This window comes from Urbifossiella limnaea, from assembly GCF_007747215.1.
GTDB classification, from domain to species: domain Bacteria; phylum Planctomycetota; class Planctomycetia; order Gemmatales; family Gemmataceae; genus Urbifossiella; species Urbifossiella limnaea.
Genome location: NZ_CP036273.1, coordinates 1,818,034 through 1,842,086, shown reverse-complemented (window position 1 = coordinate 1,842,086; position 24,053 = coordinate 1,818,034). Strand labels below are relative to the sequence as shown.

Below are 24,053 nucleotides of genomic sequence, written 5' to 3'. Positions count from 1 at the left end.
CAGGTGCCTGCCACCCCAACAGCCGGCTGACGCCGGCCGTTCGCCAGGAGCCTGGCTCACCGGTCCGGGTGCTGATTCTCCCACGTCAGGATGTGGTGCATCAGGTCGGGCGCTTCCAGGTCGCTCGGCGGCAGCGGCCACGCGAACCGCTCGGCGGCGGCCAGCTGCGTCGCCCCGCCGCGGCCCTGCGGCTCGTTCCACAGCTGCACGAACCGGCTGATCGCCCGGCCGCGCCGGCACAGCCGGCGGACGCACGACCACGCGTCGTCCTCGGTCCGCGAGGCCTCGGCGAGCAACTCCGTCCAGTCGGTCAACCACTCGACGAGCATCTTGGCCTCGATGTCCCCGAGCCCCCGGGTCAGCGCCTCGTCGCGGAGGACGTGGCGGAGCATCGGGTCACACGGCGTCGGCATGAACGTCCCCCGGCGTGATCCGGCCCCGCGGGCGGGGCGGCGGTTCCCCGCCGTTCCCCCACCCGCCCGCGGGCGCCCTTCCCCCAACCTTCGAGCGTGATCGTGCGGACCGGGGCGCGTATAACGGCCGGGTACGGCGCTCGCAAGCGGACATCCGAGTTCCACCCCCGCCCGCGGCTACGGGCGGGCGCTCGGCCCTCTCCCACAACCTCCCAGCCCACCCATCATGCTGTCGTTCCTCGCCGGGCTGGTCGTGCGGTTGCTCGTCCGGTTCCGCGCCTACGGCCGCGACCGGGTGCCGCGCCGCGGCGGCGTCCTGCTCGTCGCCAACCGCATCGGCCCGCTCGACCGCCTGCTATTACGTGCGGCCTGCCCCCGAAGCGTGCGCATCCTTCCCGACCGCGGCTACGACGTGGCCGAAGTCGCGGCGGCGCTCGACGGCGGCGGGTGCGTCCTGATGTTCCCCGAGGGCGCCGTCAGCGGCAGCGGCCACCTCCGCGCCTTCGGGGGTGAACTCGACGCCGTCCTCGCCGCGACGACAAAAAGCGTGGACGTGGTTCCGGCGTGCTTGGGCGGGTTGTGGGGCGGCCGCTGGAGCCAGTCGCCGGGACAGCACACGGACGCCGCCGGGGTGATGTTCGGTGAACCCCTTCCGAAGGCGACGCCCGCCGCAGATCTGCGGCTGGCCGTGGAAGTTCTCCGCGCCGACCTGGCTCTGAAGCTCAGCGACTTCACGCCGCTGGTGCACCAGGGCTTCGTCCGCACGATGGTGTCATTCCGCGGGCTGTTCCGGCCGGCGGTGATCGACTACGCCGCGGGCGAGAAGACGCTCACGGGCGGCAAGCTGTTCGTCGGCGCCATCTGCGTCACGAGCTATCTCCGGGGCCGCGTCGGCGACGCGCCGAACGTCGGCGTCTGGCTCCCGACCTCGCTCGGCGGGGCGCTGGCGAATCTGGCCATCGCCTTCCTCGGCCGGGCGTCGGTGAACCTGAACTACACCGCCGGCGCCGGCGCGGTCGCGTCCGCGGCCCGGCAGGCGGGGCTGAAGGTCGTCGTCACCTCGAAGCGCTTCCTGATGCGGTTCCCGCTGGAGCTACCCGACGACATCCAACGCATTTACCTGGAGGACGTGCTGGCCGCGGTCACGAAGGGGCAGCAGACGCGCACGTTCCTCATGGCGCTGCTCCTACCGGCGTGGGTCATCGAGCGGTTCGTCCTGGGCCTGCACCGGCACAAGACGGACGACGTGCTCACCATCGTGTTCAGCAGCGGCAGTACGGGTGAGCCGAAGGGCGTGGTCCTGACGCACCGCAACATCGCGTCGAACGTGGACGCCGCGGTCCGCACCATCCGCATCGAGCCGACCGACACGCTGATGGGGGTGCTCCCCTTCTTCCACAGCTTCGGCTACACGGTGTGCCTGTGGGCCCCGCTGGTGGCGGGGGCCGCGGTGGTTTACTCGCCCGACCCGCGGGCCGCGAAGGACGTGGGCGCGATCGTGAAGAAGCACGCCGTGTCGATCCTGCTCAGCACGGCGACGTTCCTGCGCCTGTACCTTCGCCGCTGTGAACCGGACGACTTCCGTTCCATTCGCCTCCTCATCTGCGGCGCCGAGAAGCTGCCGGTGAAGCTCCAGGACGAGTTCCACGCCCGGCTCGGCGTCCTGCCGATGGAGGGCTACGGTTGCACCGAGCTGTCGCCGGTGGTGTCCACCAACCTGCCGGCCGTCACAGTCGGCGGCGAGACCCAGGAGTGCAACACGCGGGGGACGGTGGGCCGGCCGGTCGTTGGCGTCGCGGTGCGGGCGTTCACGCAGGAGGAGCGCGAGCCGCTGCCGCCCGGCACGGAGGGCGTGCTGTGCGCGAAGGGGCCGAACGTGATGGCCGGGTACCTCCACCAGCCGGAGAAGACGAAGGAGGCCGTGCGCGACGGCTGGTACAACACCGGCGACGTGGGCCTGGTTCGCGCCGACGGGTTCATCCAGATCACGGGGCGCGTCAGCCGCTTCGCCAAAATCGGCGGCGAGATGGTGCCGCTAGAGCGACTCGAGGACGAGCTTCACGACCTGTACGGCGGTACCGACCGCGTGTTGACCGTGACCGCGGTGCCGGACGAGAAGCGCGGCGAGCGGCTGGTGGTGCTGGTGGTCCCCGAAGCGGCCGGCGGCATCGGGGCGCTGCTGGGGCAGCTCCGGGCCCGCGGGCTGCCGAACCTGTGGGTGCCGGACGCCCGCGACTGCTACACCGTCGAGGCGCTGCCGACGCTCGGGAGCGGCAAGCTCGACCTCAAGCGCGTCGGCGAGCTGGCGCGGGAGTTAGCGAAAGTGTAGTAGCGGCTTCGCGTCGAGCGATTCGATGCGCCCGACGCGAAGCCGCAAGCGGCAACTGCCGTTAGAACTGCACCGCCATCTGCACGAACAGCCCTTCCAGCGACAGGTTCGCGGGCGTCGGCACGAACCGCCCGCGGCCCACGTCGTCGGAGAACCGCGGCTGGTCGATCAGCCCGAACCAGTGCGTGATCTCGTAGCCCGCCCGGAACGTGAACGTGCGGTACTGCCAGCCGCCGCCGACGCCGACGGAGGCGAACGGCACCACCTTCTGGATGTCGTAGCGGGTGTTGGCGAAGACCGCGCCGCCGTTGCCGTTCGCCTCCAGCAGCGGGTTCTCCGAGTTCCCCGTCAGCAGGCCGCCGTTGGCCCGGCCGTACAGGTGGAGGCCGTTCCACCCGGCCCACACCGCCTCGCCGCCGACGACCGGGCCGAAGCCCTGGAACTGCGACTCGGCCCGCACCTGCGCCTGCCGGGCGTCGATGCCGTCGTAGTAGGCGTTGAAGCTCTGCTGGATGTTGGCGAACCGCATGCCGCCGAGCATCCGCAGGGCCACGTGCTCGCCGACCACGAACCGCCGGGCGACCAGCGCGTCGTAAACGTTGTAAACGAGGTTCGCGTCGGCCGCGGCGAACGACACCGTGTCGGTGAGGCCGGGGCGCGTGAGCGTCGGCAGGAGCGCCTGGCCGGGGCCGGCGGTGACGGCGTCGAACGCGCTGCTGCGGAAGTAGGTGTACCCGGCCAGGACTTCCCAGTGCGAGTGGCCGAGGCGGTAGCCGAGCTCGGCGCGGACGCCGGTGCGCAGCTCGTAGTTCAGGCTCTGCACGGGGCCGTTGGTGACGAGCCCGCCGGCCGTGCTGGGGATGGCGAAGTCGAACGCCCCGCGCCGCGGCCGCAGTAGCAGGAAGTCGGCGCTGGCGTACCAGCCGCCCTCCTCGGGGTACGACGGCAGCAGGTTCCCCGGCGTCTCGTGGTGCCCGTCGTGGCCGCCGTGCCCGGTCGCGCCGTGGGCGGGTTCGTGGTGCTCGAAGCCGGGCGGCGTCAGGTCTTTGACGCCCGACAGGTTCGGCTCCGCGTGCGCCGGCGGCGCGGGCGGTGGCACGAGCGGAGCAGCGGGGAGCGTCTTGATCGGTGCTGCCGGGATGGTCGGCAATTCCTTGGGCGGGTCGGCCTTCGCGCCCGCCGGCATTAGCGGTTCGTCGGGGACGCCGACCCGCGCCGCGCCCGGCGGATACGCCCCCGGCGCGTGCGGCGCCTGGGCGTGGGCTTGCGCGCCGGCCCAGAGCAGCCCCGCCGCGACGACCAGCACCCGACCGTTCTCCCACGGCATGGGCCGCCCCCCGTCCAGGCACAGTTCCGACAGTTGAACCCCGCCCATACCGCCGGCCGGGAACGAATCAACCCCACTTCGGAAACGTGAGCCGCGAGACGCGGCGAACGCCAACCGGCGGTCGTCGGCCGCGCGGGAACGCGGTGCGACGGCCGCCGGCGGCGGGGTGTCGGGTTTCGGCACAGACGCGCCCTCCGGGCCGCACCCGTTAGCCAGGGGGTTTGCAGGTTCGACCCTGCGGCCAGTCGCCCGGACGACCGGCGCCCCCCGGCACCTCCTGAAGGAGGCGTACCGCGCGGCTCGCGTTGGGACCCACGGGTCGAGGCGGGGTTGACCGGCCACTCTTGTTGCGCGGTCCGGGCCGCGACGAACTCAGGCTTGAACCCCACCCGACACCTCATCCCCTACAATACGGAACGCCCGTTCACTATTCAAGCCCCGTCGCAACTTTTTCGACGCGCCGGTTCGCGCCAGCACTGATTCAGCCCCCGCCGCAGCGGCGGCGCGAAATCGGACCAAATCCGGGCCAGTCGTGGAACCCGGACGCGGGAGCTCCCACAATCGAGGTGCCATTCGCGCCAGGGATGCCGCCATGTCGTTCAGCGACCCGTTCGGAACGGGCCGGCCGCCGCCGCCCCCGCGGTCTGACCCCAACGCCACCCGCCGCGACGCCGACCCGGAACGGACCGTCCGCCGGCCCGGCAACGACACGCCGAGCCCGTTCCCCGGCCTCGGCGGGTTCGTCGTCCCCGGGTTCGAGGTGCTCGGCGAGATCGCCCGCGGCGGCATGGGCGTCGTGTTCGCCGCCCGCGAGTTGGCCCTCGGCCGCGAGGTGGCGATCAAGACGCTGCTGCCCGAGTTCAGCGGCGACGCGCTGGCCGCGGCCCGGTTCGCCGCTGAAGTTCGCACGACCGCCCGGCTGCCGCACCCGGGGGTGCCGCCCGTGTACCGCCTCGGCCTGCTCGCCGACGGGCGGCCGTTCATGGCCATGAAATTGATCCGCGGCCGCACCCTCGCCGCGGTGCTGGCCGCGCGCTGGCAGCGGCCGGCGTCGCGCTCCACCGACGACCTGGACATCACCGCCCCCGACTCGCCGGGCGCCCTGCAAATCCTGGAACAAGTGTGCCAGGCGGTCGGGTTCGCGCACGCCCGCGGCGTCGTCCACCGCGACCTGAAGCCGGCGAACGTGATGGTCGGCCCGTTCGGCGAGGTGCAGGTCATGGACTGGGGGCTGGCCCTGGACACGACGGCGCGCCAGCCCGACGACCTGGACCCCGTGCTGAACGCCGCCACCGGGCCGGACCAGGTCATCGTCGTGCACCGCTCGATGTTCGTGGCCGAGGGAACGCCCGCGTACATGGCCCCGGAACAGGCACGCGGCGGAGCGGTGGACGCGCGGGCCGACGTGTTCGCGCTCGGCGGCGTGCTGTGCGCCGTCCTTACGGGTCGCCCGCCGTTCACCGGCCGCGACGCCGACGACGTGCTGCGCCGCGCCCGCCTCGCCGACCTGTCCGACGCCTTCGACCGCCTCGACCGCTCGGACGCCGCCCCGGAACTGGTCGCGCTGGCGAAGTCGTGCCTGGCCGCGGACGCCGACGAGCGCCCGCCGGACGCCGGCGTCGTGACGAGCATCCTGATCGCCCACCGGACGGGCTGGGAGGAGAAGTTGCGCGAGTTCGACCGCGAGCAGGCCGCCGCAGTCGCACGCAGCGGCGAGGCGCGGAAGACGGCGTGGGCCGCCGCGCGGGCGGAGTACGAGGCGGCCGCCCGCGGCCGGATGTGGCGGGCGGTGGTGGCGCTCGCGGTACTCAGCAGCGCCCTCGCCGCCGGGTTGGCGCTGACGCACATGGCGCCCGAAGCGCCGAGCCGCGGCGCCGGGTGTTCGCCTTGACACCCGCACGACTACGGGTATAGGCGCCGGGTTCCGTGGGCTCTTGCCGCGGGTCTGGGGGTGCCGCATGGACGCGGGCGACAAGCCAGTTTCGATCCGCTCGGCCGTCGCCGGGCTGGCCGTGTTCGCCGCGCTCGTGGGCGGGCCGCTCGGCTTCTCGCTGTACGTCGCCGCCGCCGACGCGCCGCCCGGCAGCGCGCGCGTCGGCGGCGACGCTCCGCCCGGTGCCGCCCGCATCACCCCCGACCACCCCGTGACGCCCGCCGCGGCCGCCGTGCCGCGGCCGGTCGTGCCGCGCAACGTCATCCTGCCGCACGGCGACGGCACCCGCGACCTGCAGAACCCGAACTGGTCCACCGACCCGACCGACCCGTTCCCGATGCCGCCGGAGTGGGCCAACGTTCGGCTGATGGAGCAGACGGCGGCGGAAGCGGCGGCCAAGTCCGCCGGCTGCGTCGGCTGTCACCAGACGGTCGGCGACCCGCACTGCAAGCCGACGCTCCGCATCGGCTGCACCGACTGCCACGGCGGCAACGCCAGCTGCGCCGTGAAGGAACTGGCCCACGTCGCCCCGCGCAACCCGCACCTGTGGCCGGCCGGCGGGGCGAACCCGGTGCGGTCGTACACGCTGCTCAACCACGAGTCGCCCGAGTTCATCCGGTTCGTGAACCCCGGCGACTTCCGCGTCGCGCACATCGGCTGCGGCACCGCCGGCTGCCACCCCAAGGAAGTGCAGACGAACCGCAAGCAGATCATGGCCACCGGCTGCATGCTGTGGGGCGCCGCGGCTTACAACAACGGCACGCTCCCCTCGAAGCCCGCGCTGCTCGGCGAGGCCTACGGCATGGCCGGGGCGCCGCTGATGCTCAAGACCCACCCCGCGCCGTCGGAAGAAGAGCAGAAGCGCGGCGTGATCGCGGCGCTGTACCCGCTGCCGCGGTTCGAGATGAGCCAGCCCGGCAACATCCTCCGCATCTTCGAGCCGGGCGGCCGCTTCCTGCCGGAAATCGGCAACCCCGAGCGGATGGAAGAACCCGGCCGCCCGCGCACGCGCCTGAGCCTCCGCGGGCTCGGCACCAGCAACCGCACCGACCCCGTGCTCGTGAGCGCGAACAAGACGCGCCTGTTCGACCCGACGCTGAACATGCTCGGCACCAACGACAACCCCGGCGACTACCGCAGCAGCGGCTGCTCGGCGTGCCACGTCGTGTACGCCAACGACCGCTCGCCGGTCCACTCCGGGCCGTTCGCCAAGTACGGCAACCGCGGCATGACGGCGAACACCGACCCGATGATCCCGAAGAACCAGTCGGGGCACCCGATCGACCACAAGTTCACCAACAGCATCCCGGTCAGCCAGTGCATGGTGTGCCACACGCACCCCGGCACCACGGTGATGAACACCTACATCGGCTACATGTGGTGGGACGAGGAGAGCGACGCCCACCTGATGTACCCGGCGAAGCAGAAGAACCCGACCGGCGAGGAGCTGGTCCGCTCCATGCTGCGGAACCCGAACGAGTCCGCGGCCCGCGGGAACCTGTCGGACCCCGAGTTCACCGCGGAACTGTCGCAGCTGAACAAGCACACGAGCCGGCAGTTCTTCGGCGACTTCCACAGCCACGGCTGGGCGTACCGCGCCGTCTTCAAGCGCGACCGGCACGGCAACCTGCTCGACCACAAGGGCGCGTTCGTCGGCCCGCCGTCGCCCGAGTTGCTGGCCGCGGGCGTGGACTGGCCGAACAAGGCGCGGGAGTTCCACAAGGAGGAGAAGCAGAAGGAGTTCGCCGACCCCGTGGCCGGGCCGAAGGCGGCGGTGAAGGCGGAGGCGGCGCACAACGACTGCCGCAGCGGCATGCCCGTTCACCTCATGGACATCCACATGGAGAAGGGGATGCACTGCGTGGACTGCCACTTCTCACAGGACATGCACGGCAACAACCGCCTCCACGCCGAGGTCCGCGCCGCGACCGAGATCGCGTGCATCGACTGCCACGGCACCGTGGGCAAGCACGCCACCCTCAAAACGAGCGGCCCCGCGTCGTACACGTCGTCGGAGGAAGGCGGGCGGAACCTGCTGGCGATGAAGACGCCGTTCGGCAAGCCGCGGTTCGAGGTGCAAGACCTGCCCGGCGGCGGGAAGCGGTTCTTCCAGAACTCGTGCGTCGAGCCGGGTCTGCGGTGGGAGGTGGTGCAGACCCGCGACGTGATCGACCCCACGCACGCGCGCTACAACGCGAAGGCGGCGCTGGCCAAGACCGTCCGCTTCAACGCGAAGACGGGCCAGCTTGAGTGGGGCGACATGGACGCGCTGGAGGGCGGGGCCGAGTGCGCCGCCCACGGCAACAGCAACATGAGCTGCATCGCCTGCCACTCGGCGTGGAACCCGAGCTGCTTCGGGTGCCACCTGCCCCAGCGGGCCAACATCAAGGCGCCGAACCTCCACGCCGACGGCGACGTGGGGCGGAACTACACCGCGTACAACTTCCAGACCCTCCGCGACGACGTGTACATGCTCGCCCGCGACGGCGACGTGACCGGCAACAAGATCAACCCGAGCCGCTCCAGCTGCGCGATTCACGTCTCGTCGCAGAACGGCAACCGCGAGACGATCTACATCCAGCAGCAGACGGTGAGCGCCGAGGGGTACAGTGGCCAGGCGTTCAGTACGAACGTGCCGCACACGGTGCGCGGCAAGGGCGTCCGCGAGACGAAGCAGTGCAGCGACTGCCACCTGTCGCAGCGGAACGACAACAACGCCTGGATGGCCCAGCTGATGATGCACGGCACCGGCTTCGTCAACTTCGTCGGCAAGTACGCGTGGGCGGCGGCCGGCGAGGAAGGCTTGTTCGGCGTGAACGTGGCCGAGTCGAGCGAGCCGCAGGCGGTGTACGGCACCGACCTGCACCGCTACGCCTTCCCCGACCACTACCGCAAGCACGTCGAGCGCGGCGGCCTGCTGGAGTTCTCGCACGAGCACCCGGGCCGCGACGTGCTCACGGGGTTGGTGCGGCCGTTCAAGAAGTCCGAGGTGCTGATGGTGCAGAATCGCGGCGAGTTCCTCTACGCCGCGTGCGGCGACGCCGGCGTCCGCGTGTTCGACATCGCGTTCATCGACCACAAGGGCTTCGCCGAGCGCATCACGACGGCCCCTGTGTCGCCGGCCGGGCAGCGATTCTACTTGCCGTCGCGCTACGCCACCTACGTGGCGGCGCCGTGTACGCCGGCCGTGGACCCGACCCGCAAGATGAGCCCGGCGAACAAGGAGCAGCCGATCCACCCGCTGTTCGGCTACCTCTACATCTGCGACAAGTACGAGGGGCTCATCGTCACCGGCGCGGCCGCGACGCTCGACGGCAACCCGGTGAACAACTTCCTGAAGCGGGCGGTGACGTTCAACCCGAACGGCCTGCTGTGCGGGGCGCGGCACGCCCACGTCCACGGCACGCACCTGTTCGTGTCGTGCGACGCCGGGCTGGTCGTCATCGACATCGACAAGCCGACCGAGCCGCGGGTGGTGAACGTGGTCGGCGAGCCGTTCCTGAAGAAGCCGCGGATGGTGGCGACGCAGCTGCGCTACTGCTACGTCTGCGACGAGGAGGGCGTGAAGGTGCTGGACATCACCGACCCGGCGGCGCCGCAGCCGAAGTCGCTGATCCGCATGGGGGCCGACGCCCACAGCATCTACCTGGCCCGCACGTACGCCTACGTCGCCGCCGGGTCGCGCGGGCTGGTGATCCTCGACATCGTGAACGCGGCCGAGCCGAAGGTGGACCAGGTGTTCAACGCCGGCGGCTGCATGAACGACGTGCGCGACATCAAGCTCGGGATGACGTACACGAGCCTCATCGGCTACGTCGCCGACGGCAAGAACGGGATGCGGGTGGTGCAGATCACGTCGCCGGAGACGCCGGGCTACGAGGGCTTCAGCCCCAAGCCAACGCCGCGGCTGGTGGCGACGTTCAAGCCGCACGAGGGGAAGATTCTGAGCATCGCCCGCGGCCTGGACCGCGACCGCGCCGTGGACGAGGCCGGCAACCAGATCGGCGTGTTCGGCCGGGTGGGCGCTCGGCCGCTGAACGGCGCCGAGCAGCGGAAGATGTACCTGCGGAACGGCGTGCCGTGGTTCGTGAGCGACGAGCCGACGACGCCGGGGCTGTACCAGGAGCGCCGCCGGGTGCGTTGACGCAGTAAAGCCGGATCAACCACAGAGTCACAGAGGGCACAGAGGAAAGACACAAGACTGAGACAGTACATGATTTCAAACCATGTTTCGTCTCGGTCTTCTGTCTTTCCTCTGTGCTCTCTGTGACTCTGTGGTTAATCCGATTTCCGCCGCCTATCGCGGCCGCATCGGGTTCACCGTCACCGGCGTCAGCCCCGGGTCCGCGGCCGGCGGCACCACCGGCCGCACCTGCGCCGCCAGTTCGAACGGGTCCGGTAGCACCATCCGCCAGAACTCGGCCCGCACGACCGCCGGGTTCACCACGCGGTTCACGATCACCGCCCCGGCCGGCTCCGCCGACGGGTCATCCAAACTCGCCCGGTCCGGCACCTGCCTCGCCAGCGACGCCAGCGGCGGCGGCTGGGTCACGTCCGGCGCCCGCACCACCTCGACCGGCGGCACCGCGAACGACGGCCGCGCCGGTACGGCGTCGGCGCCCACGCCCAGGTCGAGCGGCACCCGCTCGGCAGGGGCGTGCGGCGCGAACCCGGCGGGCCGCTTCGGCAGCGCCGGCGGCGGCACGGCAGCCAACTTGCCGAGCGAATCCGGGCGGACGGCGGCCGCAGGAGCGCGCTCCTTCGGGGCGGCTCCGAAGCGATCGACCGGGAGCGGCGCGGGCGGCTGCGGGGCGACCACCTTCGGCAACTCCTTCCCTGCGGTGTCGGTCGGGAACGGGAACACCGGCGGCGGCGCGGGCGGCTGAGGTAGCGGCGCGGGCGGTTGCGGCGCCTGCGCCGCAACCGCAGCCGGCGCGGGTGCGACGGGTGCCACCGCCGGCTCCGCGACCGCCACGGCGGGCGACGGCGCCTCGCGACCGCACCCCAACGCGACGACGCCGACCGCAGCCGCCAACCAGTCGCGCGAACGGATCAAACGCATCTCGCCCTCCCGGGTCACGCAGTCGTCACATCTTAACCGGCGGGGGCGGGTCGGTGCCAGGGGCCGGCCGACAGTTCCCCCGTCAGCCCGGCTTGAATCGCCCCGCACCCCGGCCTATACGCCGCTGCTCGATCGACTCCCGACGACATCGATGCGACCGCGGCCGGGGGGCCGCGCGACCTCGGAGGCGCCGTGGTCAGGCGTTGGCTGGCACTCTGTTTCGGGGCGGTCCTCGCCGCCCCCGCCGCGGCGCAGCCCGGCACCGCCCCGGCGTTCCAGCCCGGCGCGGTCCGCGGGTTGCCCGTCGCCGCGCAGCCGGGCCAGGACTTCCCGCTGCCGACCGACGGCCTCATGGCGCCTGCCCCGGCCGTGCCGCCGCGCACCGCCTACCAGCTGCCGCCCGCCGTGCAGCCGCCGCCCGGCACGCCGCCGCGCACACGCGTCCCGGACCTGAACCTCCCCGAGGGGATGACCATTCCGCTCCCCGGCACCCCCGGGCGCAGCTTCCAGTTCGCCCGCCGCTACGGCCGCCTGTTCAACATCAGCAGCGAACAGCTCGACGCCAGCACCCAGCGCATCGTCTTCACGGGCGGCGTAATCGTCTCCGTGTCGCCCGGCACAGACAAGGGCGGCAAGCCGCAGCCGGCGATGGAGTTCGCCACCGACTCGGCCGTGGTGTGGGTCACCGGCACGAAGGTGAACAACGTCGCCGAGGGCTTCGAGGCCAGCCCCGAGACCAAGCGCGAGGTCGAGATCTATCTCACCGGCAACGTCGTCATCCGCACCGTGTCCGCCGCCGCCAAGGACACCGTCGGGCAGACACTGCGGGCCGAGGAAATTTATTACGACGTGGCCCGGAACCGGGCCGTGGCGGTGAACGCCGACCTGGAGATGGCCACCCGCCAGGCGCCCGACGGCGTCCACCTGACGGGCAAGGAAATCCGCCGGCTCGACCGCGAGAACTGGGAAATCCTCGACGGCTCGGCCTACTCCAGCAAGCTGCCGTCGGACCCCGGGTTCCAGCTCACCAGCACCCGCGCCGCGCTCCGCGAGCGGACCGTGCAGCCGACCAACATCTTCGGCATCCCGTACCGCGACTTCGACGGCAACCCGGTCGAGGCGCCGGAGCGCATCCTGACCATACGGAATGCCGTCACCCGGCTGGCCGACGTGCCGGTGTTCTACCTGCCGTACCTGAAGGTGGACGCGAACGACCCGCTCGGGCCGCTCACGGCCATCGGCCTCGGCCAGGACCGCATCTTCGGCACGCAGGTGTACACCACCTGGGACGTGTACAAGCTGCTGGCGCTGCGCCCGCCCGCCGGTCACCGGTGGCGGATGGACCTCGACTACCTCAGCGACCGCGGCCCGGCCGCCGGCACCAACTACGACTACACGCTGCCGCCCGACCCCGACCGCGGCTACTCGCCCGGCCGCGGGTTCTTGCGGCTCTACGGCCTGTCCGACGGCGGCGTGGACGTGGTCGGCGGCGGTCGCGGCGTGGAGCCGACGCACCCGGACTTCCGCGGCCGCGGGCAGTGGCGGCACCAGCAGGAGCTGTTCGGCGCCGACACCTACTTCCAGGGGCAGCTGTCGTACCTGAGCGACCAGAACTTCCTCGAACAGTTCTACAAGGCGGAGTTCGACCTCGGGCCGAACCAGGACACGTTCGCGTACCTGACGCACCGCTACCGGAACATGTGGGCCGCGGCGCTCCTGCAGCCGAAGATCGACCGCAACTGGATGACGCAGACGATGTGGCTGCCGCGGGTGGACGGCGCCATTACCGGCGAGTCGTTCTGGGACCTCATCAACTACAACGCCCGGGCCAACGCCGGGTACGCGATGCTGCGGCCGTCGCAGCAGAACCCGTTCGCCGTGCTGCCGACCGACCGCTACGTGGACACGGGCCGGTTCAACCTGAACCAGGAGGTGAGCGTCCCGTTCGACCTCGGCCCGGTGCGGCTGGCCCCCTACGGCACCCTCGACCTGGCGTACTACACGCAGGCCCTCACCGGCGACGACCTCGGCCGGGTGTACGGCGGCGGCGGCCTCCGTGCGAACCTGCCGTTCTCGCGGCTGTACGAGAGCGCCACCAGCGAACTGCTGAACGTCCGCGGGCTGTACCACAAGGCGAGCGTGGGGGCCGACTACTACTACGCCCAGTCCAGCACGGCATACACGAACCTGCCGCAACTCGACCGGCTCAACGACGACACCACCGACTACACCTACAACTACGCCCGCACCTACTTCCCGCAGAACCTCCCCGGCGCGGAGGGGTTGGCCCTGGCGTACTCGCCGGTGTACGACGCCCAGCGGTACGCCATCCGCCGCGTCGTGGACAACCGCACCGACACGCTCGACGACATGCACGTGCTGCGGCTGGAGAACCGCAACCGCTTCCAGACGAAGCGCGGCTACCCGGGCCTCGAGCACACGGTGGACGTGTTCAGCCTGAACCTGGGGGCGTCGTTCTTCCCGAACCCGGCGCGGGACAACTTCGACCACCCGTGGGCGTTCCTGGAGTACGACGGGCTGTGGAACGTCGGCGACCGGGTGGCGCTGATGTCGGCCGGGTGGGTGGACCCGTTCGACCTGGGCGCCCGCTACTGGAACGTGGGCGCCAGCCTGGACCGCCCGGACCGCACGAGCTTCTACGTCGGCTACCGGCAGACGGACCCGCTGAACAGCAAGGCCGTGACCGGCTCGGTGACGTACCAGCTCAGCCGGCGGTACTTCACGAACGTGGGCGTGAGCTACGACTTCGGCATGCAGCAGGCGCTGACGAACTCGTTCAGTGTGACCCGCACCGGGTCGGACATGACGTTCACGCTGGGGGTGACGTACAACGCCCTGGTGAACAACTTCGGCGTGCAGTTCCTGCTGGTCCCGAACCTGGTGGCGTACTCGGCACAGAGCCGGCTCGGCGGCGGCATCGGCGGGCTCAACCAGCGGTGACCGGCGCGGAGGGGCGGATGGAGCCGACCAGGCGCCGGCGGGCGTGGCGCGACAAGTTCCGCGAGGCCGCGCGCGGGGTGAAGCTCGGCGTCCGCGGGCACTCCAGCTTCAGCGTCCACTTCTTCTTCGCGGCGCTGGCGCTGACCGCCGCCGCCGTCCTCGGCCTCGACGTGTGGGAGTGGTGCGTCGTGCTGCTGTGCGTCGGCGGCGTCATGACCGCGGAGTTACTCAACAGCGCGATCGAGACGCTGTTCCACGGCCTGGACGCCGACGCGAAGAACCGCATCGTGGGCTGCCTGGACATCGCCGCGGGGGCGGTGTTGGTCGCGGGGGCGACGGCCGCGGTGGTCGGCACGCTGGTGTTCGGGCGGAAGCTGCTGGTCCTGTTCCACCTGCTGCCGGGGTAACGAAAAAGCCCGGGGACGGCCGTCCCCGGGCTTTCGTCCGCGGTCCCTTCCGGTCACCACGTCCACTGCATGCCGAAGTTGATGCCCTGGGCGAAGAAGTCGGTCGTGGTCAGTTGCGGCTGCGGCCGCGGGTACGGCAGGGGGGCCGGGTTGCCGGGCACCGCGAAGTTCGGGATGCGGGCGGCGTCGATGTTGGTGTCGATCACGTTCGCCGGCCGCAGCACGCTGCTGAGGTACAGGACGTTGTAGCCCACGAACACCCGCCAGCCCGGGGTGATGTGGTAGCCGAGGTTGATCCCCGCCTCCGGCATCACCGCGAACTTGTTCTGCGTGTACGTGCCGATGTTCGCCCCCGGCTGCGCGTACAGGCCACCGGCGTACTGCCCGACCGTGCCGTTCGGCAGCAGCCGCGACTGCCCGCCGTTGATCTCCGCCGTCTGCTGCACGGTGCCTAACGCGACCGTCGCCCGGCCGTCGACAAACCACCGCCCGCGGCGCACCTCGCCGGTCATCCCGAACTGGCCGCCGTAGAAGTTGTTGTCGGCGCGGAACCGGTCGGTAATCGTGCCCGGGGCGCCGGTGAACGGTGCCGTCGGCAGCAGCGCCGCAGTCTCGTTGATGGTCAGCGTCTCGGTGAAGTTCATGTACCGGAAGCCGGCCAGCCCGTCGACGCGGGCGCACGCGTTCCCGAACAGGAAGCGGCGGTAGTTCACCTCCGCGCCCCACAGCGAGTTCTCCAGCGTGACCGCGATGCCGCCGGCGGCGATGCCCGGGGCGGCGACCACGTTGCCGGTCGGGCCGACCGGCGTGTTCACGTTGTTGAACGGCAGGAACAGCGTCGGGTACTGCACCGAGTTGGCGGTGAACGTGCTGCCGTTCTTGAACAGGAAGAAGAACCGGGCGTCCACGCCGCGCCGCTGCTCGTCGGTGAACCAGTGGCCGATGCCGAAGCGGGCACCGCCGTGGAGCGTCTCGCCGAACGACCCGGCGAGGAGGTTCTGCTGCGCGAGGATGCCGCCGTTCCCGGACGGGTCGACGATCCCGGTGGCAGCCAGCGGCGGCAGCTGGGTGCTCTTGGTCCACCACATCAGGTACTCGCCGCTGACCCAGGTGCGGTCGCAGCCGAGGCCGAACAGCCGGCCGAGCGCCGGGAACGCGGGGCCGCCGGCGGTCAGCGGGGCGTCCATCACCGGCGTCGGGCAGCCCATCGGGCCGCAGTCGCCGGGCACTACGCCCTCCGGCCCCACCACGACCGGTGCCCCTTGCCCCACAATGAACGGCGTGCCCTGCCCGATCACGACCGGGTTCGCCGCCGCGCCGAGCCCCGCCGTCGGCAGCTGGTCGCGGCTCATGGTGATGCTGGGCGGGCCGCTCGTCTTCGGGGCGGCGCCCATCGGGCCGGGCATCGGCGCCGGGATGGCCGGCGCGCCGATGGGCGCAGGCGCCTGCCGGGGGATGAGCACCGCCGAAGCCGGGGTGATGCCCGGGTCGCCGACGGGCGCCCCGGCGACGCTCGGCCGGCCGAGGCGGGCGGCCCGCTGCACGGGGTTGGGTGAGGCGGCGGGGTTGCTGTCCTGGGCCAGCGCCGGGCGGCCGAACACTCCGAACGCGAGCCCGAGCCCGCCGAGCAGAACGCGGCGCATGTGAGCGGTCCTCCTGACACGTCCGCGGCCCCGGGGCTAGCCCGCTACCGCAGCGCGGGCCGTCCGCCCGCGACACGTCTTGTCGAGGATTCTTTTCGACCGCCGGACGTGGCTTCCCCCGCACATGGGGCTGGCCCAAATGCGGCTTCCTGGCGCGGGCGCCCTCCCAACCCGCACGACCTGTCCGACCCGGCAGGGTGGGGGGGCGTGGCGGGGGGCGCAACGGGCGCGATCGGCTCAAGCGGCGCGGGCGGGGCGGCCGAAGGAAGGGGCGTAATCCGCGAGACCGGGGCGACCGCCCCAAAGGAGGAGGCCATGGCCCCCCGCGCCGGCTGGAAAAAGGTGGCCGCGACCGTAACGGTCACGGCCACGTCGTTCACGTTCACCGCGAGCGCGGCCCAGGCGTTCTTCCCGCCGTGGTGGCCGACCAACCCGCCGACCACGATCTCACCGCCCGTGGTTCCGCCGCCTGTCGTGGTGGTGCCGCCGGTCGTCCCCCCGGTAGTCCCGCCGCCGTCGATCGTCCCGCCCACGGTCCCGCCCCACTGCGAGCCCAAGTGCTGGGACCCGTGCACGCCGAACGGGGTGCCGGAGCCGTCGACGCTCGTGGCCGGGCTGGCGGGCATGGCCGCAGCCGCCGGCTGGGCGGCGCGGCGCCGCAAGGCGGCGCAGTGATTCAGCACTCTGAGCCGGCCCCGTCCGGGACCGGCTCAGAGCGTCGACGTTCGCTACGCCAAGTCGAATAGCAGCACGGTGCCGTCTCCGGTCACCTCGACGGCGGCCTCCCCCTCCACCGTCACGGCGTCGCCGGCGGCCAGCGCCTGGCCGTTCACCGTTGCCGTGCCCGTCGCCAGGTGGACGTACGCGCCGCGGCCCGCGACCAACTCGTGCCGCACCTGCTCGCCCGTCAGCCTCGCTTGATAGAGTCGGGCGTCGGCGTGGATCGGTAGCGACCCCTCGGCCCCGTCCGGCGATGCCACCAGTTGCCACGCCCCGGCCGCGCCCGCGAACGGCTTCTGCCGGTAGGCCGGGGTGTGTCCCTTGCGGTCGGGCGTCAGCCAGATCTGCAGCAGGTGCGTCGGCTCGTCCGCAGACGGGTTGAACTCGCTGTGCAGAATACCGGTGCCGGCCGTCATCCCCTGCCACTCGCCGGGGCGGATCACCTCGCCGTTCCCCATGCTGTCGCGGTGCTGAAGCTGCCCCGCGAGCACGGTGGTGAGGATTTCCATGTCGCGGTGGCCGTGCGTGTCGAACCCGCCGCCGGGGGCGACGCGGTCCTCGTTGAGCACGCGCAGGGCGCGGTAGTGGTGGCGGGCGGGGTCGAAGTAGTCGCCGAACGAGAACGAGTGACGGGCGTCGAGCCAGCCGACCCGGGTGACGCCCCGGTCGGCGCCGCGGCGGAGAGCGGTCATCGCTGTGTCCTGGGAACGCCGCCCGAGACGGTGGACGGCACCCGAGGATACCGCCGCCGGGCCGCGCCGTTACACCACGAACGGCGTCAGCTGCTCGTCCGTCAGCGCCTGGTCGAAGTGGGCGCCGACGAAGTAGTCGCCGGTGTCCAGTTTCTTGACGTGGATCACGGTCATGCCGACGCGGAGGGAGTGGGCGTCGGTCAGCGTTTCGAGCAGGCCGGTGACGTGAGCGCCGGCCGCGGGCGGCTCGTTCCGCAACATGCTGACGCCGGTCCGCGAGATGTTCCAGATCAAGCCGATCTCGGGCGGGCCCTCAGAGTCGAGGCGGAACAGCGTACCCATGGCGGGCTGCCGGCGCGGGGCGATGCGGCGCTCGGCGGACGGGGGGGCGGCGGTCATCGGTGGGCCTCGGGGGTGCGCTGGTACTATCGTGACGGGTCGCGGCCGGACTGTCCAGCCGTGGCACGACGGATACGAAGCCTTTCCCGGAGGCCGCCGCGTGAAGTCCGTCGCCGTCGTGTTCCCGTTCGACCTGTTCGGCTCGGCCGGCACCGGCGCCGGCGCGCAACTCCTCGGCGACGCCGTCCGCGAGATCCTCGACGACACCGCCGCCGAGTCGCGCCCGTGCCGGGCCGCGGCGCTGACCGGAAAGGTGACCGTGCGCGAGACCGCGTTCGAGACGGTCGAGCAGGTGAAGGGCTGGCGGAAGCGCGGCCGGCAGCTGGCGCGGAAGGCGCTGGACGCCGGCGAGTTCCTCCTGTGGCTGGGCGGCAACCACCTCAGCGTGCTGCCGGTCCTGGAGGAACTCGGCCCGGAGACGCTCGTCGTGCAGCTCGACGCCCACCTGGACGTGTACCGCTTCCACGACACGACCGCAGAGTTGTCGCACGGGAACTTCCTGAAGCACGCCGACGGCCCGCTGCCGGCGCTCGTGAACGTCGGCCACCGCGACCTGTTCCTGACGCCCGCCGAAGTCGCCGAGACGTTCGCCGCGGCGCACTCCGCTGTGGACGTGGCGACGAAGCCCGAGCGCGTGCTCGCCGACGTGCGGAAGCGTGCCGACAAGGCGAAACGGGTGTGGATCGACCTCGACTGCGACGCCGTAGACCCGGCGTTCCTGCCGGCGGTGGGCCAGCCGCTGCCGTTCGGGCTGACGCCGCCGGCGCTGCTGGCAGTGATCGAAGCGGTGTGGTCGGAGAAGGTGGTGGGGATGTCGGTGAGCGAGTTCAACCCCGGCCGCGACGTGCGCGACGCGGGGCTGGAATTACTCGGCTGGCTGGTCGAGTACCTGCTGCTGCGGCGGCACGGCGGCTAGGGCACGTCCGGTACCAGCCCGCGCAGCTGGTATAGCTGGATGAGTGCCCGGTCGGCGACGCGCTCGCCCGCGCCGAGCTCCGCGACCGACACCGGGATGCCGGTGCCGTATCCGCCCTCGCTCACGGCCTGGACCGTCGGGAAGTACTGGTGGTAGTCGTTGCAGTACCCCAGCACGAACAGGTGCGGCAGCCGCGCCCGCCGCTTCAGACTCAGGGCGTGCTCGCAAAAGAACTCGCCGCTCAACCCCACGAACCCCACCCGACCGTCCAGCACCGCCGCCGACACCGACGGCCGCACGCCGTCGGCGTACTCGCGCTCGAAGAAGCTGATCAGTTCCGGGAAGAAGGCGTTGCCCAGCGCGCCACGGACGAACGGGTTCCGCACGTCCAGCACCGCCTTGAACCGCAGTTCTTCCCGCCGGGCGACCAGCCGCTCGCCCGGCTTCTCGAAGCGAACGTCCTTGAGAAGCGACAAGACGCTGTCACCAATCAGCCGGCCGAACTTGTCGCCGTCGGGCGCGTCCGGCGACAAGTTTGGGGACAGGTCGCCGGCCGCACCCTGGAGGAACAGGCACGGCGCGCCGCCGGTCGCGGCTTCGACGTGCCTTGCCATCGCCCCGGGGAAGTCAGCCGAGAAGCGCATCAGGCTCGCCGGCAGCGTCGTCGGGTGGGCCGCAAAGTTGACCGCGGTGGCGATCGGCTTCCCGCTCGTGTCTACCACGTGGAGCACCAGCAGTTCGCGGTCGACGGGTGCGTCCTTGCGGCGGCTCTGGCGGTTGCGGTTGAGCGGCACCTCCTCCGAAGTCAACGCGTACCGCGCCGGCACCCGCGCGGCGTCGGCCGCCTTGACGAGTTTGACGAGCGTGCCCTCCAACTCGCGGACGTAGGGGCGGTCCTTCGGCCAGGTGTCGAGTTCGAGGACGGGGCCGTGGTGCGTGTGCGACGCGACCAGGAACAGCTCGGCGAAGCTGTCCGTCTTCAGGCCGTCGCGGATTCGCGCCATCGACTCGCGCGTCGGCGCCCGACCCATGTCGAGGCTGACCAGCGCGATCTTCCCCTCGCCAGACTTCAGCACCAGCGCCCGAGCCTTGAGCGGGTCGCGGACGCCCTCCGACGGCTTGTCCTTGCGGCTGGCGTAGCCCCACATCGGGTAGCCGACCGGCGGCGTGACGTCGGCCGTCGCCGCGCCGGCCTCGAACCCGGCCGGCGCCGGGAGTGTTGTGCCGATCAGTACGGCGGCCGCGAGTGCGTTTCGCATCATCCCTCCGGGGCGGTGCCCGTCGTAGAACATACCCCGTTCCCTCTCCCGAGTGCCAGGAGTCTCCATGCCGGATGCGATCGTGTTCGAGGCCGCCGCGTTCGCCGCCCGCGCCCACAAGCACCAGCTCCGCAAGGACCGCGACACGCCCTACGTCAGCCACGTGTTCCGCGTCTGTCTGGTGGTCCGGCACGTGTTCGGCTTCGACGAGCCGGAGATGCTGGCGGCGGCACTCCTCCACGACACGATCGAGGACACCGCCACCGACTGCGACGACATCGTGGAGCGGTTCGGCCCGGTGGTGGCGGGCTGGGTGGCGGCGCTGACGAAGGACATGAGGCTGCCGCACGAGGAGCGCGAGGCCGAGTACGTGGCGGCACTGGCCGCGGCCCCGTGGCAGGTCAAGGTGTGCAAGATGGGCGACGTCTACGACAACCTCAACGACTGTGCGCACCTCAGCGCCGCGGGCAAGCGGCGGACGTGTAGCAAGTCGCGGACGTACCTCGACGCGGTGGCCGACGGGCTGCCGGAGAAGGCCCAGGCCGCGTTCGGGCTGTGCGAGAAGAAGCTCGCCGAGGTCGAAGCGGGGCTCGACGCCTCCCCGGCATGAGTCGCGCGATTCCGCGGCCGGCACCTTCCCCCCGCCCCGCCGGCCGGGGATAATGCCATCGCCCACCGGAGCCCCCGCATGACCCGCGTCACCCCCGCCGTGCTCGCCGCGGCCCTGCTCGCCGCCCCGGCCGCAGCGTGCCCGTTCTGCTCGCCGGCCGGCGAAACCCTCGCCGGCGAGGTCGGCCAGGCCGACTTCATCCTGTTCGGCTCGCTCGGCAACCCGCAGCGTGATCCGGCCGACCCCACCGCCTTCAACAAGGGGACGACCGACCTCACCGTCGAGCTGGTCATCAAGGACCACGAGTCGGTGAAGGGGAAGAAGGTGGTGACGCTGCCGAAGTACATCCCGGCCGACCCGAAGCAGCCGAACCTGAAGCACCTCATCTTCTTCAAGCTCTACAACGGCGTGCTCGACCCGTACCGCGGCGAGGGCGTTCCGGCCAACAGCGACCTGCCCAAGTACCTCAAGGGGGCCATCGCGGTCCGCGGCAAGGCCGCCGGCGACCGCCTCGCCTACTTCTTCGACTACCTCGAAAACCCCGACCTGGTCATCAGCTCGGACGCCTACTCGGAGTTCGGCTACGCCGAGTACAAGGAGGTCCGCGAGCTGACCGACCGGTGGAAGACCGACGCCGCGAAGCCGGCCCAGCTGCTGACCTGGCTGAAAGACCCGAACACCCGCGCTACCCGGTTCGGCCTGTACGGCCTGCTCCTCGGCCACTGCGGCAAGCAGGACGACGCCAAGGCGATCCGGGCGCTGCTGGACGACCCGATGCGGTCGTACACGAGCGGTCTCGACGGCGTACTCGCGGGCTACGTCATGCTCGACAAGCAGGCCGGGTGGGACCACCTGATGCGGCTCGTCGGCGACCCGAAGAAGGACTTCTCGGAGCGGTACGCGGGCCTCCGCACCGTCCGCTACTTCTGGGAGAACCGGCCCGACATCATCCCGAAGGAGCAGGTGCTGGCCGCGATGCGGGTGCTGATGGACCAGTCCGACCTGGCCGACCTGCCGATCGAGGACCTGCGCAAGTGGCGCACGTGGGAGCTGACGCCGGCGGTGATCGGCCTCGCGGCCCGGGAGTCGCACGGCGGCATCCCGATCGTGCGGCGGGCGATCCTGAAGTTCGCGCTGGCCGCCCAGAAGGCCGACCCGAACAACAAGGCCGCCGCCGACTTCGTGGCCGCCGCCCGCCAGCGCGACGCCCGGCAGGTCGAGTTCCTGGAGACGCTCCTCCGCGACGAGGAGCGGCCGGCGAACCCGAGCCCGGCCCCGGCTCCCAAGTCGTAACCCCGGCTTGACCGCGCCGGCCGGCCGGCGGTATGGCCGCCCCGATTCTACCCCGGGGTTGCCACCATGACCGCCCGCCGCGCCGCCGTCCTCGCCGTGCTGCTCGTCGCGTCGCGGGCCACCGCACAGCCCGTCGCCCTCGCCGAAACTCCCCGCCCCGGCGACGCCTGCCGCTACACGCTCGACCTCAAGCTCACCGGCCAACTCGTCCTCACCGAGAACGGCACCAAGCAGGCCGTGCCACTGTCCGCCACCGCCCGCCACCGCTTCGCTGACAAGACCCTCGCCGTCGCCGACGGCTTGCCCGCACGTTCCACCCGCTTCTACGACGAGGCGAACGCCAGCGCCACCGTCGGCGGCGAGAAGTCGGACCGAGCCCTGCCCGCCGACCGCAAGCTCGTTGTCGCCCGTCGCACGCCGGACGGAGTGTTCGCGGTCGCCCCCGCCGGGCCGCTGACCCGCGACGAACTGGACCTCGTCGCCGAGCACTTCGACCCGCACTGTCTTCCCGGCTTGCTCCCGGGGAAGATGGTGACCGTAGGCGACACCTGGGGTGTGCCCGACGTGGCGGCCCACACCGCGGGTCTGCTCGACAAACTCACCCGCCACACGCTCCAGGGGAAGCTCGTGTCCGTCGGGAACGGCACCGCCGCGTTCGCCATCAGTGGCACGATCGAAGGCGTCGAGAGCGGGGCGAAGGTGAGTCTGGTCGTGGACGCCACCGGTTCGTTCGACGTGTCGGCGGGTCGCGTGACCGCCCTGACGTGGAAGCAGACCGACGACCGCGCCGCCGGCCCGGTCACCCCCGCGGCGAAGGTCGAAGCGACGATCACACTGCGCCGCGAGTTCAACGGCGGCGTCCCGGCCGAGCTCGGGGCCGAGCTTCCCGCCGAGGTGCCGGCCGGGGCCACGAACCTGCGGCAGCCCTGCCCCAGCGGCCGCTACGAGGTGCTCCACCCGCGCGACTGGCACGTCACCGGGGCGACCGACACGCACCTCGTGCTGCGGCTCCTCGACGGCGGCGAGTTCGTCGCCCAGGCCACGCTCACGCCGTGGGCGAAGGCCGCCGCCGGGCAGCACGCCGCGGCCGACGACTTCAAGAAGGCGGCGGCCGCCGCCTCCGGCTGGGTGCCCGCCCGCGTCGTCGCCGACGGCGAAGTGCCCGCCGCGGAGGGCTATTGGGTGTACCGGCTGTCCGCCGAGGGGAAGGCACAGGAGGTGCCGGTGCTGCGGGCGGTGTACCTCGTGGCCGGGCCGACGGGCGATCAGATGGTCGTGACCGTCGTCGCGCCGGCCGATCGGGCACGGCTGTTGAACGGTCGGGACGCGGCGCTGGCGGGCGGCGTCCGGTTCGGCCGCTGACCGCTGCCATACCCGCGGCGCGGCCGGGTTGTTAAGGTAGAGGGAACGGGGTTCATCGGGCGCGACCGGGGCGGGCACACGATGCGGATCGGGGTCGTCAGCGACACCCACGACCGGGGGGAGGCGGTGAGCGAGGCCGTGCGCCTCCTCCTGGAGCAGCACGTCGAACTCGTCCTCCACTGCGGCGACATCGAATCCCCGGAAACGATCCGCCTGTTCAAGCCCGTCCCCACGCACTTCGTGTTCGGCAACTGGGACAAGGACCGGGCCCGGCTCGCGGCCGCGATCAAGGACGCCGGCGGCACCCACTACGACTCGTTCGGGTTCCTGGAGTTGGCCGGCAAGCGGCTCGCGTGGGTCCACAGCCACGAGCGCCACCAGCTGCGGCAGCTCGAGCACTCGGACTACTTCGACTACGTGTTCTACGGCCACACTCACGTCCGCGAGCAGCACCGCACCGGCAAGACGCTCGTCGCCAACCCCGGGGCGCTGTTCCGCGCAAACCCCAAGACGTGCATCGTACTCGACGTGGCGACCGGCGAGATCAAGCCGATCATCGTCCCCGTCCCGAAGCCGCCGATTCCGGTCATCGACGACCCGCACGGGTCCGTCGTCGCGCCGCCCGATTCCAACCCGGCTTGACCCCTCTCGAAAATCCCGCGTACCATCCGCCCCTGTTCCGGCGGCGGCCCCGGCGCCTTGCGCCACGGGCCGCCGACACGCAGGG

Annotated in this window: 18 protein-coding genes; 11 read left to right on the top strand and 7 right to left on the bottom strand. The window is 71.6% G+C overall.

The genetic code is table 11. From position 1 onward, the window contains the following. Positions 1 to 56: 56 nt before the first annotated feature. Positions 57 to 413, bottom strand: coding sequence for a hypothetical protein (locus tag ETAA1_RS07290; protein ID WP_145235714.1), 357 nt, complete (start codon positions 411 to 413; stop codon positions 57 to 59). 226 nt (positions 414 to 639) lie between these two features. Between ETAA1_RS07290 and ETAA1_RS07285 the strand changes: the two genes are divergently transcribed. Then, the gene (locus tag ETAA1_RS07285) at positions 640 to 2,742 is read left to right on the top strand and encodes an AMP-binding protein (RefSeq protein WP_145235711.1); all 2,103 of its coding nucleotides are present in this window, start codon (positions 640 to 642) and stop codon (positions 2,740 to 2,742) included. Between the two features lie 61 nt (positions 2,743 to 2,803). On the opposite strand, the gene ETAA1_RS07280 is transcribed toward ETAA1_RS07285, so the two are convergent. Beyond that, positions 2,804 to 4,069 (bottom strand): Lpg1974 family pore-forming outer membrane protein, encoded by a 1,266-nt coding sequence (locus ETAA1_RS07280; RefSeq protein WP_145235709.1) that lies wholly within the window; start codon positions 4,067 to 4,069, stop codon positions 2,804 to 2,806. 592 nt (positions 4,070 to 4,661) lie between these two features. On the opposite strand from ETAA1_RS07280, the gene ETAA1_RS07275 reads away from it, so the two are divergent. Continuing rightward, positions 4,662 to 5,960, top strand: coding sequence for a serine/threonine-protein kinase (locus tag ETAA1_RS07275; RefSeq protein ID WP_145235706.1), 1,299 nt, complete (start codon positions 4,662 to 4,664; stop codon positions 5,958 to 5,960). Positions 5,961 to 6,027: 67 nt separating this feature from the next. Beyond that, positions 6,028 to 10,146: an LVIVD repeat-containing protein gene (locus tag ETAA1_RS07270; protein WP_202920727.1), complete on the top strand. Its 4,119-nt coding sequence runs from the start codon at positions 6,028 to 6,030 to the stop codon at positions 10,144 to 10,146. Between the two features lie 153 nt (positions 10,147 to 10,299). On the opposite strand, the gene ETAA1_RS07265 is transcribed toward ETAA1_RS07270, so the two are convergent. Next, the gene (locus ETAA1_RS07265; protein ID WP_145235703.1) at positions 10,300 to 11,064 is read right to left on the bottom strand and encodes a hypothetical protein; all 765 of its coding nucleotides are present in this window, start codon (positions 11,062 to 11,064) and stop codon (positions 10,300 to 10,302) included. A gap of 192 nt (positions 11,065 to 11,256) precedes the next feature. Here ETAA1_RS07265 and ETAA1_RS07260 point away from each other — a divergent pair, with 192 nt between their 5' ends. Continuing rightward, positions 11,257 to 14,025, top strand: a complete 2,769-nt coding sequence (locus tag ETAA1_RS07260) for an LPS-assembly protein LptD (RefSeq protein WP_145235700.1) — start codon at positions 11,257 to 11,259, stop codon at positions 14,023 to 14,025. Between the two features lie 17 nt (positions 14,026 to 14,042). Next, complete coding sequence (locus ETAA1_RS07255) at positions 14,043 to 14,432, top strand: diacylglycerol kinase (RefSeq protein ID WP_145235697.1); 390 nt, start codon at positions 14,043 to 14,045, stop codon at positions 14,430 to 14,432. A 53-nt stretch (positions 14,433 to 14,485) separates the two neighbouring features. Here the strand turns inward: ETAA1_RS07255 and ETAA1_RS07250 are convergent, their stop codons facing one another. Then, entirely contained in the window at positions 14,486 to 16,075 is a 1,590-nt protein-coding gene (locus ETAA1_RS07250; protein WP_145235695.1) for a BBP7 family outer membrane beta-barrel protein, read from the bottom strand. Between the two features lie 315 nt (positions 16,076 to 16,390). On the opposite strand from ETAA1_RS07250, the gene ETAA1_RS07245 reads away from it, so the two are divergent. Further along, positions 16,391 to 16,750 carry a PEP-CTERM sorting domain-containing protein gene (locus tag ETAA1_RS07245; RefSeq protein ID WP_145235692.1) on the top strand — a complete coding sequence of 120 codons (360 nt, stop codon included), beginning with the start codon at positions 16,391 to 16,393 and terminating at the stop codon, positions 16,748 to 16,750. A gap of 53 nt (positions 16,751 to 16,803) precedes the next feature. Here ETAA1_RS07245 and ETAA1_RS07240 read toward each other — a convergent pair whose 3' ends face one another. Together ETAA1_RS07240 and ETAA1_RS31620 are read right to left on the bottom strand one after the other, a co-directional pair. Then, positions 16,804 to 17,487, bottom strand: coding sequence for a pirin family protein (locus ETAA1_RS07240; protein ID WP_145235689.1), 684 nt, complete (start codon positions 17,485 to 17,487; stop codon positions 16,804 to 16,806). A 69-nt stretch (positions 17,488 to 17,556) separates the two neighbouring features. Continuing rightward, positions 17,557 to 17,886, bottom strand: coding sequence for a PilZ domain-containing protein (locus tag ETAA1_RS31620; RefSeq protein WP_202920726.1), 330 nt, complete (start codon positions 17,884 to 17,886; stop codon positions 17,557 to 17,559). Positions 17,887 to 17,986: 100 nt separating this feature from the next. Here ETAA1_RS31620 and ETAA1_RS07230 point away from each other — a divergent pair, with 100 nt between their 5' ends. Continuing rightward, positions 17,987 to 18,802, top strand: a complete 816-nt coding sequence (locus tag ETAA1_RS07230) for an arginase family protein (protein WP_202920725.1) — start codon at positions 17,987 to 17,989, stop codon at positions 18,800 to 18,802. Here ETAA1_RS07230 and ETAA1_RS07225 read toward each other — a convergent pair. Continuing rightward, positions 18,799 to 20,061: a hypothetical protein gene (locus ETAA1_RS07225; protein WP_145235682.1), complete on the bottom strand. Its 1,263-nt coding sequence runs from the start codon at positions 20,059 to 20,061 to the stop codon at positions 18,799 to 18,801. The two genes, ETAA1_RS07230 and ETAA1_RS07225, sit on opposite strands and share 4 nt — an antisense overlap. Positions 20,062 to 20,128: 67 nt before the next feature. Here ETAA1_RS07225 and ETAA1_RS07220 point away from each other — a divergent pair, with 67 nt between their 5' ends. The 4 genes from ETAA1_RS07220 (at position 20,129) to ETAA1_RS07205 (ending at position 23,968) form a co-directional block, all read left to right on the top strand. Further along, complete coding sequence (locus tag ETAA1_RS07220) at positions 20,129 to 20,671, top strand: HD domain-containing protein (protein ID WP_145235679.1); 543 nt, start codon at positions 20,129 to 20,131, stop codon at positions 20,669 to 20,671. A gap of 78 nt (positions 20,672 to 20,749) precedes the next feature. After that, positions 20,750 to 21,964, top strand: a complete 1,215-nt coding sequence (locus tag ETAA1_RS07215) for a hypothetical protein (protein WP_145235676.1) — start codon at positions 20,750 to 20,752, stop codon at positions 21,962 to 21,964. Positions 21,965 to 22,030: 66 nt separating this feature from the next. After that, positions 22,031 to 23,326, top strand: coding sequence for a hypothetical protein (locus tag ETAA1_RS07210; protein ID WP_145235674.1), 1,296 nt, complete (start codon positions 22,031 to 22,033; stop codon positions 23,324 to 23,326). An 81-nt stretch (positions 23,327 to 23,407) separates the two neighbouring features. After that, positions 23,408 to 23,968 carry a metallophosphoesterase family protein gene (locus tag ETAA1_RS07205; protein ID WP_145235671.1) on the top strand — a complete coding sequence of 187 codons (561 nt, stop codon included), beginning with the start codon at positions 23,408 to 23,410 and terminating at the stop codon, positions 23,966 to 23,968. Positions 23,969 to 24,053 lie beyond the last annotated feature (85 nt).